Annotated in this window: 16 protein-coding genes; 8 read left to right on the top strand and 8 right to left on the bottom strand. The window is 32.4% G+C overall.

Features of this window, described 5'->3' with window-relative positions; all coding sequences use genetic code 11:
- Nucleotides 1-6: 6 nt before the first annotated feature.
- The 4 genes from QWY99_RS09265 (at nucleotide 7) to QWY99_RS09250 (ending at nucleotide 5,747) form a co-directional block, all read left to right on the top strand.
- Nucleotides 7-1,917 (top strand): fumarate reductase/succinate dehydrogenase flavoprotein subunit, encoded by a 1,911-nt coding sequence (locus tag QWY99_RS09265; RefSeq protein ID WP_290264059.1) that lies wholly within the window; start codon nucleotides 7-9, stop codon nucleotides 1,915-1,917.
- Nucleotides 1,918-1,932: 15 nt separating this feature from the next.
- Entirely contained in the window at nucleotides 1,933-2,679 is a 747-nt protein-coding gene (locus QWY99_RS09260; protein WP_290264057.1) for a succinate dehydrogenase/fumarate reductase iron-sulfur subunit, read from the top strand.
- Between the two features lie 1,293 nt (nucleotides 2,680-3,972).
- Nucleotides 3,973-5,268, top strand: a complete 1,296-nt coding sequence (locus tag QWY99_RS09255) for an aminopeptidase P family protein (RefSeq protein WP_290264054.1) — start codon at nucleotides 3,973-3,975, stop codon at nucleotides 5,266-5,268.
- Nucleotides 5,269-5,369: 101 nt separating this feature from the next.
- Nucleotides 5,370-5,747 carry a hypothetical protein gene (locus QWY99_RS09250; RefSeq protein ID WP_290264051.1) on the top strand — a complete coding sequence of 126 codons (378 nt, stop codon included), beginning with the start codon at nucleotides 5,370-5,372 and terminating at the stop codon, nucleotides 5,745-5,747.
- 66 nt (nucleotides 5,748-5,813) lie between these two features.
- On the opposite strand, the gene QWY99_RS09245 is transcribed toward QWY99_RS09250, so the two are convergent.
- Entirely contained in the window at nucleotides 5,814-7,025 is a 1,212-nt protein-coding gene (locus QWY99_RS09245; protein ID WP_290264048.1) for a M24 family metallopeptidase, read from the bottom strand.
- A 905-nt stretch (nucleotides 7,026-7,930) separates the two neighbouring features.
- On the opposite strand from QWY99_RS09245, the gene QWY99_RS09240 reads away from it, so the two are divergent.
- Together QWY99_RS09240 and QWY99_RS09235 are read left to right on the top strand one after the other, a co-directional pair.
- Nucleotides 7,931-9,223 (top strand): S28 family serine protease, encoded by a 1,293-nt coding sequence (locus QWY99_RS09240; protein ID WP_290264047.1) that lies wholly within the window; start codon nucleotides 7,931-7,933, stop codon nucleotides 9,221-9,223.
- 358 nt (nucleotides 9,224-9,581) lie between these two features.
- Nucleotides 9,582-10,016 carry an META domain-containing protein gene (locus QWY99_RS09235; protein WP_290264044.1) on the top strand — a complete coding sequence of 145 codons (435 nt, stop codon included), beginning with the start codon at nucleotides 9,582-9,584 and terminating at the stop codon, nucleotides 10,014-10,016.
- A gap of 194 nt (nucleotides 10,017-10,210) precedes the next feature.
- On the opposite strand, the gene QWY99_RS09230 is transcribed toward QWY99_RS09235, so the two are convergent.
- The gene (locus tag QWY99_RS09230) at nucleotides 10,211-10,663 is read right to left on the bottom strand and encodes a hypothetical protein (RefSeq protein ID WP_290264043.1); all 453 of its coding nucleotides are present in this window, start codon (nucleotides 10,661-10,663) and stop codon (nucleotides 10,211-10,213) included.
- Between the two features lie 481 nt (nucleotides 10,664-11,144).
- Between QWY99_RS09230 and QWY99_RS09225 the strand changes: the two genes are divergently transcribed.
- A complete protein-coding gene (locus QWY99_RS09225; protein ID WP_290264041.1) occupies nucleotides 11,145-11,690 on the top strand; it encodes a DUF4494 domain-containing protein in 546 nt (181 codons plus the stop codon).
- Nucleotides 11,691-12,467: 777 nt separating this feature from the next.
- On the opposite strand, the gene QWY99_RS09220 is transcribed toward QWY99_RS09225, so the two are convergent.
- Nucleotides 12,468-13,673 carry a CynX/NimT family MFS transporter gene (locus QWY99_RS09220; protein ID WP_290264039.1) on the bottom strand — a complete coding sequence of 402 codons (1,206 nt, stop codon included), beginning with the start codon at nucleotides 13,671-13,673 and terminating at the stop codon, nucleotides 12,468-12,470.
- An 89-nt stretch (nucleotides 13,674-13,762) separates the two neighbouring features.
- On the opposite strand from QWY99_RS09220, the gene QWY99_RS09215 reads away from it, so the two are divergent.
- On the top strand, nucleotides 13,763-14,542 hold the full coding sequence (locus QWY99_RS09215; protein WP_290264037.1) for a helix-turn-helix domain-containing protein: 780 nt from the start codon (nucleotides 13,763-13,765) through the stop codon (nucleotides 14,540-14,542).
- 138 nt (nucleotides 14,543-14,680) lie between these two features.
- On the opposite strand, the gene QWY99_RS09210 is transcribed toward QWY99_RS09215, so the two are convergent.
- The 5 genes from QWY99_RS09210 to QWY99_RS09190 all read right to left on the bottom strand — a co-directional run bounded on the left by QWY99_RS09210 (nucleotide 14,681) and on the right by QWY99_RS09190 (nucleotide 21,111).
- Nucleotides 14,681-15,535: an MBL fold metallo-hydrolase gene (locus tag QWY99_RS09210; RefSeq protein ID WP_290264035.1), complete on the bottom strand. Its 855-nt coding sequence runs from the start codon at nucleotides 15,533-15,535 to the stop codon at nucleotides 14,681-14,683.
- Nucleotides 15,536-15,650: 115 nt separating this feature from the next.
- Nucleotides 15,651-16,448, bottom strand: coding sequence for a helix-turn-helix domain-containing protein (locus QWY99_RS09205; RefSeq protein ID WP_290264034.1), 798 nt, complete (start codon nucleotides 16,446-16,448; stop codon nucleotides 15,651-15,653).
- Nucleotides 16,449-16,866: 418 nt separating this feature from the next.
- Nucleotides 16,867-17,289: an MgtC/SapB family protein gene (locus QWY99_RS09200; RefSeq protein ID WP_290264032.1), complete on the bottom strand. Its 423-nt coding sequence runs from the start codon at nucleotides 17,287-17,289 to the stop codon at nucleotides 16,867-16,869.
- 347 nt (nucleotides 17,290-17,636) lie between these two features.
- Entirely contained in the window at nucleotides 17,637-17,924 is a 288-nt protein-coding gene (locus tag QWY99_RS09195) for a LytR/AlgR family response regulator transcription factor (protein WP_290265372.1), read from the bottom strand.
- Nucleotides 17,925-18,456: 532 nt separating this feature from the next.
- Nucleotides 18,457-21,111 (bottom strand): TonB-dependent receptor, encoded by a 2,655-nt coding sequence (locus tag QWY99_RS09190; RefSeq protein WP_290264029.1) that lies wholly within the window; start codon nucleotides 21,109-21,111, stop codon nucleotides 18,457-18,459.
- Nucleotides 21,112-21,132 lie beyond the last annotated feature (21 nt).

The following is a 21,132-nucleotide window of genomic DNA, read 5'->3' as shown; positions in this document are numbered from 1 at the left end:
AGGAAAATGATAGATTCAAAGATACCTGATGGTCCACTTGCTGATAAATGGAATACTTATAAATCCAAAGCAAAACTTGTAAACCCTGCTAATAGAAAAAAACTAAATATTATAGTTGTAGGAACTGGTCTTGCAGGATCTTCTTGCGCGGCATCACTTGCTGAACAAGGATATAACATACAATCATTTTGTTTTCAGGACTCTCCCAGAAGAGCCCACTCTGTTGCTGCACAAGGAGGTGTAAATGCAGTTAAAAATTATAAAAATGATGGTGATAGCGTTTTTAGAATGTTTTATGATACTATTAAAGGGGGAGATTTTAGATCTCGCGAAGCCAACGTATATCGGTTAGCCGAGTGCTCTGCTAGTTTAATCGATCAATCTGTCGCACAAGGAGTTCCTTTTGCAAGAGAATATGGAGGTTATCTCAATAACAGATCCTTTGGTGGTGTACAGGTTTCAAGAACCTTTTATGCACGCGGACAAACAGGACAGCAACTTTTACTAGGAGCCTACCAGTCATTACTTCGTCAAGTTAATACAGGAAAGGTTACGATGCATACCCGACATGAAATGTTAGAATTAGTACTTGTAGATGGTAAAGCCAAAGGTATTATTACTAGGAATCTTGAAACAGGAGCTATAGAACGTCATGCTGCCGATGCTGTAGTTTTAGCAACAGGTGGTTATGGTAAGGTATATTACCTTTCGACTCTTGCTATGGGGTGCAATAGTTCTGCAATATGGAGGGCGCATAAAAAAGGTGCTTATATGGCTGGTGTTAGCTGGATTCAGTTTCATCCTACCTGCCTGCCTCAACATGGAGCAAATCAATCTAAACTTACTCTTATGTCTGAATCGCTACGAAATGACGGGCGAATTTGGGTACCCAAAAAAGCTGGAGACGATAGAATACCTAACACTATTCCCGAAGAAGAACGAGATTATTATTTAGAACGTCGCTATCCTGCATTTGGAAATTTGGCTCCTAGAGATATTTCTTCTCGTGCAGCCAAAGAACGAATTGACTCTGGACACGGAGCTGGACCAATGAAAAATGCTGTATATCTAGATTTCTCAGATGCTATTGCCGCACAAGGGAAAAAAACAATCGAAGCAAAATACAGCAATCTCTTTGCTATGTATGAAAAAATTAACGGAATCGATGCTTATAAAGAGCCTATGCTCATCTCCCCTGCTGCACATTTTACAATGGGTGGACTTTGGGTAGATTATGAACTAATGACTACAATTCCTGGACTTTTTGCTCTAGGTGAAGCTAATTTTGCTGATCATGGTGCAAACAGACTTGGAGCTAATTCTTTACTTCAGGCTTGTGTTGATGGCTATTTTATTGCTCCTTATACGATCCCCAATTATCTCGCTGGTGAATTAAAAACGGATAAAATTAATACTGAGCATCCTGCTTTCGCGGAAGCAGAAAAAGCAGTCAGAGAGCAATTAAATCACTTCTTGCAAAGTAAAGGTACTCTTTCAACTGATTATTTTCATAAAAACATAGGACGATTACTTTATGAAAAATGTGGATTATCTAGAAGCAAACAAAATCTTGAAGATGCAGTTATAGCTATTAAAAAGTTAAAAGCTTCTTTTGAAAAAGACTTACTCATAACTGGTGATGATACTCTAAACAGCGAATTAGAAAAAGCAGGACGTGTGGCTGATTATATAGAATTAGCTGAGTTAATGTGCTACGATGCATTACAAAGAGAGGAATCTTGTGGAGCACACTTTAGAGAAGAATACCAGAGTAATGAAGGGGAAGCTGTTCGAAATGATGCAGATTATTGCTATGTATCGGCTTGGGAATGGAAAGGAATCTCAAATCCTCCTGAACTACATAAAGAGCCTTTGGTATTCGAAAATGTTGAACTTGCAGTACGTAGTTACAAATAACTAAAATCAAAAAACATGAAACTATATCTTAAAATATGGCGTCAACTAAATAGTAACTCCAAAGGTGAAATGGTAGATTATGAGATAGATGGTGTTACTGAACATATGTCTTTCTTAGAAATGCTTGATCTTTTAAATGAATCACTTATTCAACTCAAAGAACGTGTCATTGAGTTTGATCATGATTGTAGAGAAGGCATCTGTGGACAATGTGGAGTTATGATTAACGGAAGGGCACACGGCCCTTTACAACACACCACAACCTGCCAACTCCATATGAGAAGCTTTAAAGATGGAGATACTATATACATTGAGCCTTTTAGAGCAACTGCTTTTCCTGTTGTGAGAGATTTAAAAATTGATAGAACTTCTTTTGATGCTGTCATAGCTGCTGGTGGTTATATCGGAGCTTCAACTGGTCAAGCACCTGAGGCCAATAGTATTCCTATTTCATATGAAACTGTCGAAGCCTCTTTTGATGCGGCTGCATGTATAGGTTGTGGTGCCTGTGTAGCTACTTGCAAAAACTCTAGTGCTGCATTATTCGTTGGTGCCAAAATAACGCACTTAGCATTACTGCCTCAAGGAAAGATAGAGGCTTCTATGAGGGTATTAACTATGGTTGACCAAATGGATACAGAAGGCTTTGGAGCCTGTTCCAACACTGAAGCCTGTGAAGTGGAATGCCCGCAAGGGATCTCTGTGTTGTCTATTGCTAAAATGAATTACGAATACAATAAAGCCTTGATTATGAAAAAATAGCTTTTTATTTAGACTTCTTAGATTGTTAGATTTTTAGACTGACTTAGATTCCTTAGACTTCTTAGATAATTAGATTTACGATTTTAATTTCAGACATAGCTTTGCGAACTTTGCGCTTATAGAAGATTTACAATATAAAACCTTGCGTACTTTGCGGTAAATCAGACTACTTAGATTGTTAGATTGATAGACTGACTTAGATTATTAGACTTCGATTTTTTAATTTCAGACAGAGCTTTGCGAACTTTGCGCTTATAGAAGATTTACAATATAAAACCTTGCGTACTTAGCAATAAATCAGATGATTAGACTACTTGGATTATTAGATTATTAGACTAACTTAGACTTCCGATTTAAATTTCAGACAGAGCCTTCGTTCTTTGCGTTTATAGTAGCTTTACAATATAAAACATTGCGTACTTTGCGGTAAATCACACTACTTAGATTGATAGATTGTTAGATTGATAGACTGACTTAGATCATTAGACTTCCAATTTTTAATTTCAGACAGAGCTTTGCGAACTTAGCGCTTATAAAAGATTTACAATAAAAAACCTTGCGTGCTTTGCGGTAAATTTCATAATTACATTATTAGACTTCTTAGATTTTTAGATTGAAGAATGCTAACTTTTGGATTGCACACATAGCTTTGCGAACTTTGCGCTTATAAACATTTACAATATAGAACATTGCGTACTTTGCGGTAAATCAGACTACTTAGATTGATAGACTGACTTAGATTATTAGACTGACTTAGATTATTAGACTTCGATTTTTAATTTCAGACATAGCTTTGCGAACTTTGCGTTTATAGTAGCTTTACAATATAAAACATTGCGTACTTTGCGGTAAATCAGACTACTTAGATTGATAGATTGTTAGATTGATAGACTGACTTAGATTATTAGACTTCGATTTTTAATTTCAGACATAGCTTTGCGAACTTTGCGCTTATAGAAGATTTACAATATAAAACCTTGCGTCATTTGCGGTAAATTAAGAATACTTAGATTGTTAGACTGACTTAGACTTCTTAGATTTCCGATTTTTAATTTCAGACATAGCTTTGCGTACTTTGCGCTTATAAACATTTACAATATAAAACCTTGCATACTTTGCTGTAAATTTCACAACCCCTCAGGAATGCTAATAATCACTAGATACAAAAGAATAAAAAACTTAACTTTGGCACTAGACTTGCCATCATGAAATCTGGCTTAATGTTTTCAAACGGTACTGATCTTTTTGCTTAAACACTACTATTAATACAAAAACATTTCAAATATAAAACTTATGAGATACGAATCGATTCCTTCTTCATTATTTATCGAAAACAGAGAACGATTTTCGGCAAATATGAGTGCAAATAGCCTAGCTATTTTAGTTTCTAATGATGTTATGCCCAATAATGCCGATGATGTAATGGGATTTGCGCAAAACAATGATTTATTTTACTTAACAGGAATAGATCAGGATGAAACTATTTTGGTTCTTTATCCAAATGCATATAAAGAAGAAAATCGTGCTATTTTATTTGTAAAAGAAGTAAATGAACATACAAAACTTTGGGAGGGAGACTTTTTGTCTAAAGAAGAAGTAACTTCTATTTCTGGTATAAAAAACGTGAAATGGGTTCATGAGTTCGAAAAAACATTACAGCTTTTTGCTTTTGAAGCTGACACCCTTTATTTAGGTCACAACGAACACATTAAAAGAATCACTTCTGAGATGGTTACGCGACAAGATCGAATGATACAATGGTGTAAAGAAAAATATCCATTGCATCAATACGATCGAGTTGCAAAAATAACTAGAGCATTAAGACCTATAAAATCTGAAGAAGAGGTAGCTCTAATAAATAAGGCAATTGCAATTAGTATTAAAGGTTTTAAAGGACTCCTTTCTGCTATAAAACCTAACATAAAAGAGTATGAATTGGAAGCCGAACTTGCCTATGAGTTAATTAAAAATGGAGCTACGCGCCATGCTTTTAAACCAATTATAGCTTCTGGTAAAAATGCTTGCGCATTGCATTACAATTCTAATGATGCTGTTTGTAAGGAAAATGAAATGGTCTTAGTTGACTTTGGTGTTTGCTACGCCAATTATAATTCAGATACTACCAGATGTGTTCCTGTAAACGGTATCTTTTCTGCGCGACAACGAGAAGTATACTCTTCTGTTTTACACTGTTTAAAAGAAGGCTCAAAGTTATTAAAGCCAGGAATTAAGCATAGTGATTATGAGAAGCAAATGGCTGGATTAATTGAAAAGGAATTAATCAAATTAGGACTTATAACCAATCAAGATATCGCAAATCAGAATCCAGATTATCCTGCATATAAAAAGTATTTCATGCATGGAACAGCCCATCATTTAGGGCTAGATGTTCATGATTTGGGATTGTATTCTCGTGATTTAGAAAAAGGAATGATACTCACATGTGAACCTGGAATTTATATCGCAGAAGAAGGAATAGGTTGTCGATTAGAAAATGATTATTTGCTTACAGACAATGGAAATATCAATCTATCTGAAGCAATGCCTATTGAAATTGAAGATATAGAAAAACTTATTCTAAAAAAATAACTTATATCAACTTCAATTATTATTAACAGCTACAAGATTAATTTTGTAGCTGTTTTTTTTTGACTTTGTGGTAAATTTGTAAAATTAACTTTGAAAAACAGATGAGAAAACAATATAATTTGCGTCCAAGCGAACAAGGTTTAAAGGCTTGGGATGTACATCGTTTAATAGAATTGTCTAAAGACTTCCCTGTAAAATATATTATGCTCTCTGAAATAAAAGAAGTAAATGAAAATTACTGGTTTCGAGACCCGAGTCAAGCACCTACATGCGCAGCAATTTTAGAACACATAAAACTTATTGAGGATGTAGATTTAAATTATCCTATTATTTTGTGTGCCAATGGTCGTTTAATGGATGGCATGCACAGAGTAATGAGAGCATTACAGCTCGGTAACTCTGAAATTAAAGCGGTACAATTTGAAATTACACCTGAGCCAGATTTTATAGGTATTCCAGCAGATAAATTACCTTATTGAGTTGAGTATGTATTATAATAAAAACCTGCAAGATCAAAAAAGAACTTGCAGGTAAATTTTTAAATTTTAATACCCGAAAGGATTTTCAACGCTATCCATAGGTGTTGTAAACCATTTTGGACCATTGGCTGTCATATAAAAATGATCTTCATGTCTAATGCCAAATTTCCCTGGAATACAAATCATTGGTTCGTTACTTACTACCATTCCTTCGCGAAGTTCAATTTCACTTCCTCTTACTAGGTAAGGGTATTCATGAATATCTAAACCTGTACCGTGCCCTACTCTATGAGGTAGTCCTGGTAAATTATAATCTGGACTTAATCCTGCTTCTGCTAATGTTAGTCTGGCGGCATCATCTACTGAACCACAACAAGCTCCTATTTGAGCAGCTTTAAAAGCAGCATGTTGTGTCTCTTTTTCTAAGTTCCAAATTGTTTTGTACTCTTCTGTTGGTATTCCATAAGTATAGGATCTAGTAATATCAGAAAGATATCCCTCTAATCGACAACCTGTATCTATAATAACTGCTCCATTTTCTTTTAAATCTTGAGGTACTGATACACCGTGAGGATATTGAGTATCATCATCAAATAAAACAATACAAAAATACGATCCTGAGGCAATACCTGCCTTAATATGAGCATCGTTAATAAAACTTGTAACTTCTTTAACACTAATACCAGGTCGCAGTATTCTAGCAACAGCACGTTGCACAACCATTGTAATATCTTTAGCTGCTTGCATAATTGCAATTTCATTAACTGATTTTTGCATTCTACAACCAGAAGTTACTGGAAGCGCATTAGTAAAACTATAAGTAGTATTGGTTTTGGTTACTCCATCAACTAAAAAATAAGGTGCTGATTCATCTATGGCAATAGTTTCATCAATTATATTTTTGTTTTTTATTAGTTCTCCCATCAACGCATACGGAGATTCATGTTCTTCCCAGCAGTTAATTTTACCGTTCAATTGCATGTACTTTTTAAAAGTGCCTTCTTCAAATTTTGGAACAATATAATCCAACGTTCCATCATCATATAATAAAGCACCAACCATTCTTTCAGAGGGATTCCATTTTGTTCCTGTGAAATAATAAAGATTAGTCCCTGCATTAACATAGGTTGCTTTCACCTTTATTTCTTTCATAAAAGTAACGGCCTTCTTTATTCTATCTATATATTCTTCTTTCTGGATTGGTTTTACATCCAGTGTCATATTTTTAATTTTTTCTAACTCAATAGCTGCAGTAGAACCTCCTAATCCAATTGTCATCTTTTATATTTTTAAATTATTATTTTTCAACTTAAACTGTTACTAAATGGTTTTTAAAGTAGATTTCAGTTTTTTTTCTTCAATCTTGTACTCCTTTCAAAGGACGGATTACATTATTTAACAAAGATACAAAGGTTCTAAAGAAGGTACAAAAGAAGGTACAAAAGTTGTTACAAAGTAAAAAAACCTAGATTATTCTTAAACTCCACCCAGGGTACCAAGGCGACTGTAAACTGAAATGTGAGAAGTGAAATGAAAGAAGCAAGATGAAAGAAGCAAGATGAAAGATATGAAATGGTGAATCTAAGTAGTCTAAGTCAGTCTAATTATTTAATTTACCGCAAAGTACGCAAGGTTATATTGCAAATGTTCTATAAGCGCAAAGTTCGCAAAGCTATGTCTGAGATTAAAATAGGAGTTTTTTCAATCTAAGTTAGTCTTATTTATCGCAAAGTTCGCTAGGTTTTATATAGCGAATGTTCTATAAGCGCAAAGTTCGCAAAGCTATGTCTAACAATCTAAGTCAGTCTTATTTATCGCAAAGTTCGCTAGGTTTTATATAGCGAATGTTCTATAAGCGCAAAGTTCGCAAAGCTATGTCTAACAATCTAAGTCAGTCTTATTTATCGCAAAGTACGCTAGGTTTTATATAGCGAATGTTCTATAAGCGCAAAGTTCGCAAAGCTATGTCTAAAAATCTAACAATCTAACAATCTAACAATCTAATAATCTAACAATCTAACAATCTAAGTTAGTCAAACAATCTAAGTAGTCTGAAATCTAGACTAAATACTTTCTAATTTTCCTTAAATAGCCTGTAATCATTAGCTCTTTTAACATTAATACGACATAAATTGATTAGTTTTGAAGATAATATCTTTATAAATAACAACCATTTACAAATAATGAAAAAGTTAAAACACGCTTTATTACTTCTGTTTATTTCTTTCGTTTCATGTTTTAGTTATGCCCAAACTGAAACAACTATTAAAACTGATTTAGAGAATAAATTGACGCAATTATTTCCCGATTCTGAAATTACTAAAATAAAAGATCTTGAAGGATTTAAAGAATCATATCAATTGGTACTTAATGAGCCTCTTGATCATAAGAATCCAAAAAAGGGAACTTTCAAGCATTATGTATACTTATCCCATTTAGACTTTAATAACCCGATGGTAATTGAAACTGAAGGCTACGCCGCTAGATATACTAAAACTGAATTAAGTACTTTACTAAATGCCAATCAGGTTATTGTTGAGTATCGTTTTTATGGAAAATCTAGACCGAATCCTATTCCTTGGGAATATTTAACCAATGACCAAGCTGTAGCAGATTATCATGCTATTGTTACTAAACTTAAACAGTTATACACTGGTAAGTGGATTTCAACTGGAATCAGTAAAGGTGGAGAAACGACTTTAATTTACAAATCAAAATATCCGAAAGATGTTGCTATTGCAGTTCCTTATGTTGCTCCATTGATTAATACTCAAGAAGATCCTAGAATTCAACAACATCTTGCGACTGTTGGTACTGCCGAATGTCGCGAAAAAATAATAGATTTTCAACGTGCTTTACTAGAAAATAGATCAGCTCTTCTTAACGAAATAAAAGTTTATGCTGATGCAAAAAAAATGACTTTTACTGAAGTTTCGATGGATGAAGCCTTAGAATATAGCGCATTGGAATTTCCATTTTCTTTCTGGCAATGGGCAGGCAATTGCGAAGAGATTCCGAGTAAAAATGCTACTCCAAAGGAATTGTTTGATTATATGAACAAAATAGTTGGTATTAGTTTTTATAACGATACTACTTTTCATGATTTATTGCCATCTTATTACCAACATATGAGCGAATTGGGTTATTATGGGTTTGATTTCACTCCTGTTAAAGATTTAATAACTGTTGTAAAAACTACTTCAAATTCACGATTTGCCCCTAAAGATGTTCCGATAAATTACAATCCAAAATATATTAAAAAAGTTAGAGACTATGTAGAAAATAAAGGATCTAGAATTCTTTATATATATGGGGGTTATGATACATGGGGAGCTTGTTCTCCAACCCCGAATCCTAAACTTGATGCCTTAAAAATGGTTTTACCCGGAGGAGGTCATGCAACAAGAATTAAAAATTTCCCTGAAGACGACCAAGAAAAAATAATGAAAACGTTAAACAATTGGCTTAAAAAGTAATGGTGCAATAATTCGTTAGTTACAATTCGTAAATAGGCATAAAACATAGATTACAAATTCAGTCTATGTTCTATGCCTTTTCTTTTTTGATAATCTCGTGCAGAAATTACGCTTTTATCATTGTTTTATTTACCATAAATTGAAGAATCAGATTGATTTTAAAGCTCTGTAAAGCTATTTATAATTTTAAATTAAAGTACTTCAAATGATTGATTATTGGCAACGATACTTTAACCAATTGAGGATGTGCTCGTACCAATAACAGAAAACACAAAGAATCATGCCAAAAAAGAATCACAGATTTGTTGAGTTAATTCGATAAAAAACCTTTAATTTTATGTTCTAAAAATATCATCTTATGAAAAATTATGTATTACTATTCGTTTCTGTTTTAACTCTATCTTTTAATTCTTGTACAACAATGAAAGACACTACAAAAACTGCCGAGCTTTATAATACAACTTGGGAACTGGAATATATTACGGGACCGCGTATTGCTTTTGAAGGTTTGTATCCAGATAAAAAACCTTTCCTGAAATTTGATGAAAAAGAGGGTCAAGTTTATGGGAATGCTGGATGTAATGGTTATACTGCACCATATACTTTAAAAGGCAATAAGCTAACTTTTGGAGAACAAGGTCCAGCAACTTTAATGTATTGTGAAGGTGGTGGAGAGCAAACGTTTCTACAAACAATTAAAAAAATTAATGGCTATTCTATTGATAAAGATGGTAAACTTAATTTAATGATGGATGAGGTTCCAATGATGAGATTCAAAAAAGTAACTAAATAATCTTAGATTACTTTTTCAAAATATCGCTAAATCCATTCTGGCATATATAAACAAAGTTCCTCAATTTGAGGAACTTTTTGTTTTGAGTAAACTTTGACTGCAAACTGAAGGGTCTAAGAAGTTTAAAAGATGTAGCAAACATAAGAATCTAATAAATCTAAGAATGTCTAAAATCTAAGAAGTCTAAGAATAACCTATTTAACCTCATCAAAGACAAACTCAACATTAACAAAATCTATAGGTACATCAGGAACAAAACAAGGAATTCCTAAAAATGTACTTATAACACCATTCCCTAAGAATAATTTATTGTCTTTTTTTAATAAGGCTATCGGAATTATCTTTCCAACTCCTCCGTACGTCATGTAATTAAAATCACCACGTAACGTATCGCCTACAATATTACCTTTTACACTTCCTGAGTCTTTCGTTGATTCTCCGTATTTTATTTCATACTGACCATAAAACCGGTTTTCATTGAAAGTTAATGATAAGGAAGCGGTATCATTCTTTGCATTTACTGCTTGATAAAATATTTGTTTTTCTTTTTCTTTTTGTTTCTCTTTCGAGTTACAACTGTATATTAACAATAATACTACAATAATAAATAAGGGAGTTGATAGTCTTATTAGATGCTTTAGATTCATAGTTTTTAATGGGTTAGTTTATTCAAAAATATGAAATAGTAGATTAAGTATTGTAATATTATTGCTTTAGTGACAAATAAAATAATTTATCTGATTTTAAACATAACTATAATCCATGTAAGAGAGTAAAATTAAGTACTGAGGTAAAAAAAATCTCGCGTTAAAGAAGTTCCATTATTAGCAATAAAATTTACATGATGATTCAAAACATTAAAATTTAAACCAACAAAATAATCTGCATTATTAATCTACTCCAATAAGGCATTTTGTTTATAAGTAACATATCTTAAAAACAAATATATAATCATTTAATAATTATGTTCTTTTTCTTAATATCTATATAAAACACATTATATAAAGAGAAACAGTTTGGTAAAAAAAACTATAATTCAAACTCTTTTTAAATTGTGAATATCTATTTTATAAAATGTTGATTTTTTTTTCTTTAAAATCTATCTTTGGTACCCTTAAAAAAAAAGAAATGAGCACAATTTGGTACGAATGCAAAGTAAAATATAGAAAGACTGATGATACTGGAACGCAAAAAGTTACAACAGAACCATATTTGGTAGATGCTGTATCTTACACCGAAGCAGAATCTAGAATTAATGAAGAGATGTCTGCTTATATTAGTGAAGAATTTAAAATCACAAATATAAAAATAGCAAATTATGCTGAGATTCACCCTTTTGAAAATGCAGATCGTTGGTTTAAATCGAAAGTCTCTTTAATGGCGTATGACGAAGAAAGTGGTAAAGAACGTAGATCTAACATGTACATATTGGTTCAAGCCAATGATGTAAAAGAAGCGTATGACAATACTATTGCTATAATGAAAAATACTATGGGAGATTATACTATTCCTGCGATTGCAGAATCTCCAATTATGGATGTTTTCCCATATTTTAGTGGTGAAGAAGGTGAATTGGCACAATTAGAAAGATTCAACGCTCTTAAAGCTTCTAAACCAGAATTAGTGGCCGCAGGAGAAACAGGAGATGATTTTGTTGGTGGCGAAAGTGAATAATTCAATTCGTTTGCAAAATTTATAAAAAAAGAGGACTTTTATCAAGTCCTCTTTTTTTATAAGCGGTTTTTCGGTTTTCAGTTTTCAGTTTTCAGTCTCAGTGCTCAAAAAACTTAGCGGATTCACTTTGTGAATCTTTGCGAAACAACTTCAATGTAACTCCACAATCTTATCTTTCTGAGGAACAAAAAACTCACATATAGCTCTTTATCCTACGGCGAATAACTTAATGATACTCTTCCTCTGTCAGAGTGACAAAATTGAGAATATAAGTCAGTCTTCAGTCTCAGTTTTCAGTTTTCAGTTTTCAGTCTCAGTGCTCAAAAAAATTAGCGGATTCTCTTTGTGAATCTTTGCGAAACAACTTCAATGTAACTCCACAATCTTGTCTTTCTGAGGAACGAAAAAAACTCCCATATAACCCTTCATACTATGAAGAATAACTTAATGAGACTCTTCGTACGTCAGAGTGACATAATTGAGAATATAAGTCAGTGTTCAGTCTCAGTGCTCAAAAAACTTACCGGATTCTCTTTGTGAATCTTTGCGAAACAACTTCAATGTAACTCCATAATCTTATCTTTATGAGGAACGGAGAAACTCACATATAGCTCTTTATCCTATGGCGAATAACTTAATGAGACTCTTCCTCCGTCAGAGTGACAAAATTGAGAATGAAAACTGACACTGAGACTGAGACTGAGACTGAGACTAAAATCTGAAATCTGAGACTGTCCTTCGACTCCGCTCAGGATGACACTGAGACTGAAAACTTATTTAACTAATCACTCTGTTTCGTGCTGTTTTCAAACCAACTAATAATAATATCACTGCCATTATTAAAAGAAAATACAAAGACAAATTCCATGAATTACCATATTCATATAACTTACCGAATACAGGAGGTCCGAATGCTGCTAAGAGATAACCTACCGACTGTGCCATCCCAGATACTCTTGTCGCAGTATGACTATCGCCTGTGCGAATTATAAAAAATAACATTGACAAACTAAATGCTAATCCAGAAGAAATTCCGAATAGTATAACAGCAACATAAATATATTGTAACTGAAACAAAAGAATTAGTACTACACTTGCAAACATTCCTACAGCAACAATAAAAACCAAAATCTTTTGATTCGATAGTTTAGACGCAATAATAGGTCCCAAAAATGTTAAGGGAAGCATTGCTAATTGCATAAAAGATAAAACCCAGCCACTTTCTTCTTTTGCCATACCAAAGCCTTGTAATAACATTGGGAGCCAAGTTACAATAGAATAATACATTAGTGATTGTAATCCCATGAACAAACTAATTTGCCATGCTAATGAGGATTTGAAAATATTTAATTTACTATTTACAATTTCGTTTTTTTCTATGTTTTCAGATCTTTTTAATACGATTGGTAGCCATAACAAGAAAGAAATAACAGCAACAGCGATCCATATTCCCAAAGATCCTTTCCACCCAAAGCCACTTAGCTTACCAATTGCAATACTAAAACCTGAAGCAAGAGCTGCTGTGAAATTCATTGACACTGAATAAAAACCTATAACCATTCCAGATTTATTAGGGAATGTTTTCTTTATATACCCCGGAACCAAAACATTTCCAATACATATTGCTATACCTAAAATCGCTGATCCTAAAAATAATGTAAATGGAGAATCTAAAACTCTTATATATAATCCTATGATTAAAAGGGTAATAGAAAATAATAAAAACTTCTCAATATTCAATTTTCTTGATAGCTGTCCTACCAAAATTGATAGAAATGCAAATGCCATTAAAGGAATAGTCGTTAATAATCCAGCTTCGCTATTTGATAGTTGTAATGAACTCCTTATTTCGGTTAATACAGGACCAAGAGCGGTTAATGGGGCTCGTAATGTAGAGGCTACAAGCAATATTCCTACAAACGGTAGTACAATCTTAAAACAAAATTCAGACTTACTCTTTGAGGGGGTTTGGTGCTTATTCATATCTTTTTTTTAACTAGGGCAAATTTAAAACGGATATTATAATTAAATTTGCCAATTATTTAACCTAAAACGACAAAAACAAACTTGTAATGAATAATGTAAAACCAAGCGAATTAGTAGATCGTATTGAAAAGAAATCCCATGTATGGTTTGAGGATAATTGGATACATGATACTGATGAGCACTTTCATGAAAGAGCACAGCTTGTTTATGTAGAGAAAGGTTTTCAATATTTACATGTAGAAGGTAGAATCTACCTCTTGCCACAAAATCATGCTGCATGGATCCCCTCTAATCTATCTCACAGAACAACAGCCGCTTCGGAAAATATAAATTTGAGAACCATTTTTTATTCAATTGACAAAGAAAATAATTTGTATGATAAGCTAAGAATATTTTCTGTACCGCCAGTGCTTAGGGAAATCATAACTTATTCAGCTAAATGGAGTAAAATTGCAGCATATTCAATTGCAGAAGAAGCTTTTTTAAATGCAATTTTTGTTGAATTACCAACTTTTTTTGAAAGAACAATGGCTTTAAATATTGCGGTTCCAAATGATGAGCGGTTATTACAAATTAGTAACTTCATTATTGATAATATTGGTAATGATATACAAGTTAGCGCAATAGCCGAAAAAAATAATATGTCGTTGCGATCCTTAGAAAGGGTATTTAAAAAAGAAACCACTATTACAATTTCTAAATACATTCAATTGGTCCGAATTATCAAGGGAGTTGAATTTTTAACCACAGGGAAATATTCGGTATCACAGGTAGCTTATCTTGTAGGTTACAAAAGTCTGCAAGCATTCAGTGCGAGTTTCTTTCAAATTTTAAACAAACGCCCTAATGAGTTTTTAGTGTTTTAAAATATTGCCAATTTTAAGAATATTTCAAGATTTTTTTAAAGCTAAAACTAGCATTTCTTTTTGCATAAAAAAACCACTTCGTTCGAAGTGGTTTTTGGTTGTACTTTGCTGACATTAATCTAACCTTAGTCTTTAATATTAAAGTTTAATAAGCTGCCCGTCTACTGGAATAATCACTTTGTCAGAAATTCCGTTGCTCTTTACATACTCAGCTAGTTCTTTACGACTAAGAACACAATGGTTAATTGCCTCCATATGTACAGCAATTATTGTAGCCTTTGGTAAGATCTTGTTTACTCTGGCTACATCTTCTTTCCCCATAATAATTGCTCCAAAACCATTGACTTGAGCAAAGCCAGTGTTCAAAACAACAACATCAGGATTTAATCTTTTCAGATTAGACTCAAAAGAATTTGTCCAGACAGCATCTCCCACAAAATAAACAGACTTCTGCCCTTTTTCTTTAAAGAAAAAACCTGACGCTTCTCCTAATATAGCGGCCATCTGAGGATTAGCATATAATTCATCAGATCCATGTTGTGCTTCCGTTTTTTGAAATTTAATATTTTCAAAATGTGATTTATCAGATAAAACGCGAACATCTTTAAATCCAGCAGACTCAATTGCCACTGCATCCTGCTTATTTTGAGCATAAACAGGTTTGTCTTTTGGAAGCATCTTTATAGCCGCCTCATCCCAATGATCTGGATGCAAATGCGAAACAATAATTGCATCTGGATTAAGAAGACTTTCTGCTGGAACTGGAAGTTCTACTAGTGGATTGCGTAAATGCCAATTAGCCGTTCCTTCAAAACCTGGGTATGCCCCCTTTGGAGCCAACATAGGATCAATAAGAAATTGTTTACCAGCATAATTAAATACCAAAGTAGCATTTCTAATTAATTGAATACTTGATTTATTATTAGTTGCATCTTGTCCATAAGAAGCGACTACAATTAAACTTAACACAATACCTAAAAACATTTTTTTCATATCCATTTTATTTAGATTAGTATCTATTTCTCTATCCCATACCTGAGATGAAATAGAAATAAATTATAATGCAAATTTATATAGTTTACTATCCTAAGAAGCTACCAATCAATTATCAAAACATACCATTTTGATAATCTGATAAGAATTGACTAGTCGTCATTCCTGTTTGTGACTTAAAAAAACGGATCATATGGTTGGGCTCTGAAAAATGAAGGTCATACGCTATCTCAGTCGCGGTTTTACCAGAATGTATAAGGTCGTTTTTTATTTCAAAAAGAAGTCGTTGTTTCAAAAGATGTGTTGCAGTAACATTAAACTGCTTTTTTACAGCTGTATTTATAGTTATCCTGCTCACTCCTAACAAATGAACATAATCTTCTATTCGCTGTTTTTCTCTAATGTGTAATTCTAATAATTGCTTAAACTGATAAGCATAATTATTCTCAGGTCTGTCAAGGGAAAGATTATATTTATTAGCATATTCCCTATTGAATTTCTGTAAAACATAATAAATAAGTGAACGAATTATATGAATACTATCGGGTTTACTATCTAGAAGTTCAAACTTAATTTCAGTAAGTAAATTACAAAACTTCTGAAGATCTTCTGAACTTAATTTAATATCTAATGGGTAATTAAGCTGATAAAAATACAACAAACGATAGGTAAAAAGTTTATCCGAAAAAAAATCATTCAAAAAATCTTCTTGAAATACCAATATCGTAAAATCTAATTCCTCGGCGTCTAAGTGCCATTGTCTTTTTTGAAATGGCGAAATAAAAACAATCGTATTGTCAGTAATATTTATTTTTCGTTGATTCAAAATCAATGTTCCTTTAGCTTTCTTAAAAAGTAAGATTTCAAAAAAATCAGTATTATAAATAGCAGTATCTAAATAATTTTCTTTCACCTAATCTCCATGCAATACATTAAGAAGCACATCAACACCACACGCAGATTTATTAAATTTTATCGTTTTCAATTCGTTATTTATTAATTTTAATGCTCTTAGTTTATATCTCAAAAAATATAAAACACTTATTATAAATAGTAAAGATACTATTATCTAAATAAATCATTTAATAGATCTTTATCATTCCAAAGCTAAATAAAGCATATGCTCTATTTAATACCAAAACAATAAAAACACATACCATTTTGATAATATATTGAGGTTATATTATTAAATTCCAGTCTTAAATTTACAATACTCAGTTTACAATCCAGTGTCGTTTTGAGCGAAGTTGAAGAACAGCAACAGTATTCAGCATTCAAACGTAAACTGCGACTGCTAAACTATTTTTACTGTGACTGAAAACTGAGACTTTTTATTTCCTATTCCTTAACCATCTATCTATAGGTTCGATAGCAGTATTAACTATAATAACTAAAAATGTACATATCAGAGCTTCTATAAAATAACCAGAAGCAGCAATACAGCCTATTGCCGCACTGCACCATATTGTGGCAGCTGAGTTTAATCCGTGAACATTTGGTCCTTCCCTAAAAATGACTCCTGCCCCTAGAAAACCAACTCCCATTACTACTTGTGCCGTAATACGAGTTACATCAATATTGGGAGCAGTTCCTGCAACTTTTATTGATAACAACACAAATGCCGCGGCTCCTGTTGCTACCAGCATATTCGTTTTTAGCCCCGTTTCTTTATGATTCCACTGTCTTTCAAAACCTATAATTAATCCTGCGAATGTAGCTGTTACAAGGCGTATCAAAAACTCTGTTATATCCAAAATAAATACTTTTTAATGTTTAAAAAATTTCACTTTTTATAGTAATAATTCACATAAACTATCACTTTAAATAAGAATATCTAATTTACTTAAATCTTAATAAAACATACTGTTTAAAATTGATGATAAAATTGAATATTCTACTGCTTAGAATAAGTACTAAATTGTTTGGTATATTATTAAAATTTAAAATAAATAGTTCTATAAATATAATGATTATTATAATCCTTGTACAGAAACAAAGTCATTATAATTACAATATAAAGTATCGTATATATCTGCAAAAAAAAAACAGCACATAAGAATAACAAAATAAGATAAGAGTCAAAAGTGGAGACAAAAGCTTTCTAAAGCAGTAAATTTAAATTGTCAATCAAAATTTGATATTTTCTTCCAATAGGTAAAACTTCGGAATTACTCATTGTCAAAGTTTTTGACGTTAGTGTTTGTATAGCATGTTTGTTTACAATAAATGATCGGTGTATTTGCACAAAGTTCACACTATCAATTTCTATAGCAATACTAGAAAGCGATCCATAAATAATAATTGGAGTATCTACGTTATTTATAAATAGTTTTGTGTAGTTACCTAAACTTTCAATGTAAACAATATTTTTTAAAAGTGTCGTTTCTATTTGACCATTTATCCGATAAAAAAGTACTTTGTCTTGGTAGTTATTTTCTTTTTTTAAGCTTCTGCAAGAAAAATAAGCTTTAGCTTTTGAAACTGCTTTAGCAAATTTTTCTATAGAAATGGGTTTGAGAAAAATCAGCAGTACACATATATAGTATTATTAGAACTTCTTTACCTATTTACAATTCCATAGTAAAATTCAAAATGAGAACTTATAAAACAAAAAAAGTTGCAAGAACATACTTGCAACTTTAAATAAATTATAATCAATATTCAATCACGTTGAACAGTCGTAATGTCATCCTAAGCAGAGTCGAAGGACAGTCGCAGTATTCAGTCTCGGTTTACAGTTTACAGTCACAGTAATCAGTCGCAGTGTCATCCTGAGCGGAGTCGAAGGACAGTCCCAGTTTACAGTCTTGTATCTTCAATCTTGCATCTGAGTTCACATCTTTACTCTTTACTCTTTACTCTTTACTCTTTATTCTTTATTCTTTATTCTTTATTCTTTATTCTTTATTCTCTAACAACATTTACAAACTAAAACTCATTCTTCCAAAATAGTAAGCTCCAGTTGTTCCCATTTGCACAGGCGCATATTTAAACACTCCATAATAACTGTTTTCATAAATTTGTCTATCTGGGAAAACATCAAATAAGTTATTAGCTCCAAAAGCAACCTGAATTTTTGGTGTTATTTTATAAGCAACAGTCATATCAGTAACTACTTTACCGTTGTGTTTTTGAATTCCTCCAAACGGGAATCCATCACGAATTACTTCTCCAAAATAAGTATTTCTTAATAAAAAGTTCCATTTAGCTAAACTATAATTTATTGCAAAAGTTCCTTTGTGCTTTGGAGTATTTGTTTCTATCAAACTTCTTTCTTGTGGTCCATAATAAACATCATCTTGACCTTGAAATAAAGCAGGAACATTGTTTAAATTCTTATCTACTTTATTATCATTGTAATTATACAATAACGAAAGATTCATTTTTCCTTCACCTACATTCAAATCATAATCAATAACTAAATCAAGTCCGTTTGTAGTTGTATTGATTGCATTTGTAAAGAAACGTCCTGTTTGAGCGCCATAAACAGCAAACAAATCACGAAGTTCAGGAACTGGCTCTCCAAAAGCATCATTACCTAAATTTCCAGTTAAGATAATTCTGTTATCAATTCTAATGTGATAATAATCGGCTGTAATGTTTAATTTCTTAATTGGAGAAAAAACAACTCCAAAACTATAATTTCTAGAAGTCTCTTCTTTTAATTTCGGGATTCCAAGTTGCTTAGCTACATCGCTATCATTTCTAAAAATACCTGAATTTAAAATCTTCCCATCAACAGCATCGGTGGCAATGTTGTTAAAATACTGCTGGTGTAATGATGGTGCTCTAAAGCCTGTGCTTATTGCTCCACGAATAGAAAGGTTGTCTAAAATTTTATATCTAGCTGATAATTTTCCGTTTAAAGTATTTCCAAAATCTGTAAAATCTTCATAACGACCAGCAACTCCAATTAATAATTTATCGGTAATATCTGCTTCTACATCTGCATAAACACCAACGCTATTTCTATTTTCATTTACTGCATTCAAAGGAGAAAACCCTGGAAATGATTGCGATCCTCCATCAATATAAGAAGCTTCTTCACCAGCAACAATTTTATATTTTTCAAAACGATATTCTCCTCCAAAAGCCACATTCAGACCATTAAAAACGTCTTTATACAGTCTTGACACATCAGCATTTACAGTGTTTTGTAAAAAAGAATGATTACCAGCTTTAAAATCAGTTGGACTATTTGCTCCCAAAGAAACGTTATTGGTATTAGAAACATCATAAACAAATTTGTTCTCACCGATTGTATTGCTTAAATCTAATTTCCATTCTCCAAATTTAAATTTAAACCCTACTGAAGAAGAAAGATCAGTAACAACTGAGTTTAATTCTGGTTGGAAACCGAATGGAAAAATAGAAAACACTACATTCTCCGTTTCACTTGGCAAACGTCTAAATCCATAACCAGTACCATTTCTATGGCTTATTCCGCCCGAAGCATAAAACTCAATTTGATCGTTTAACGGAATTGATGTATTAAAGAAACCTTGGACATTTTTAATTTTGGCATCTCCAATCTGGAAATTAAAATCATCCCGTTTCAATCCATTTTGAGCTAATAAATTATCGTCTATCTGACGTGCTTGAGCAGGATCTGCTGCAAAATCATATGCAAAATAATTGTCATAAGCTGATTGATCAAAAATAATCAAGTTGTTATTTTGTGAACGGTTCGTTTTCTGACGATTATTAAATTCAGCAGTTAAGTTGATAAAACCACCTTTATTTCCAATTTTAGCTCCGTAATTCAAATTTAAATTTGTGGTCTGTCCATCATCTCTAGACGTACTACCATAAGTTACATTGGCTTCTAAACCAGCATTGTCTTTTAAAACTAAATTGATAACTCCAGCAATTGCATCTGATCCATATTGTGCGGCTGCTCCATCACGTAAAACTTCAATACGCTTAATTGCCGAAGCAGGAATAGCGCTTAAATCTGTTCCTACAGATCCATTTCCAACTGTATTCTGATAATTTACTAACGAGGTTGTATGTCTTCTTTTTCCGTTAATTAAAACTAAAACCTGATCTGGTCCTAAACCTCTTAATGAAGCTGGATCAATATGCTCTGTTCCATCTGATGATGATTGACGACTTGAATTAAAAGAAGGGATCAAGTAAGTTAAAATATCATTTGTAGTTGTTTGAGGAGTTGTATTTCTAATTTTAGCTAAATTCACAACATCGACAGGAACAGCAGTTTCTAGTTTGCTTTTCTTAGGATTTCTACTTCCTACCACAACAATTTCGTCAAGGCTGTTGTTCTCCAAAATAAGTTGTACCTCAATAACACGCCCTTTTACAAGAACCTCTTTAGTTTGATAGCCAAATAATGAAATAACAAAAGTGGGGCTAACTGCAACAGAAGCTACTGTAAAATTACCCAAGGCATCACTTGTAGCACTTATATTAGTTCCCTTAATAAGAATGGTAACAAATTCTAGAGGACTTCCGTTTTCATTAGTAATAGTTCCTTTTATATCTTGACTTTGTGCAAAAAACAAAGTACTCGATAAAGTGAGAATTGCTGTTAATAGGACTTTTAAATTTTTTTTCATTGTTGGTTATTTTAGTGCGTT

The sequence above is a fragment of the Flavobacterium branchiarum genome (genome assembly GCF_030409845.1).
GTDB classification, from domain to species: Bacteria; Bacteroidota; Bacteroidia; order Flavobacteriales; family Flavobacteriaceae; genus Flavobacterium; species Flavobacterium branchiarum.
Note: the sequence above shows the minus strand (reverse complement) of the source record. Positions and strands in the feature narration are given on the sequence as shown.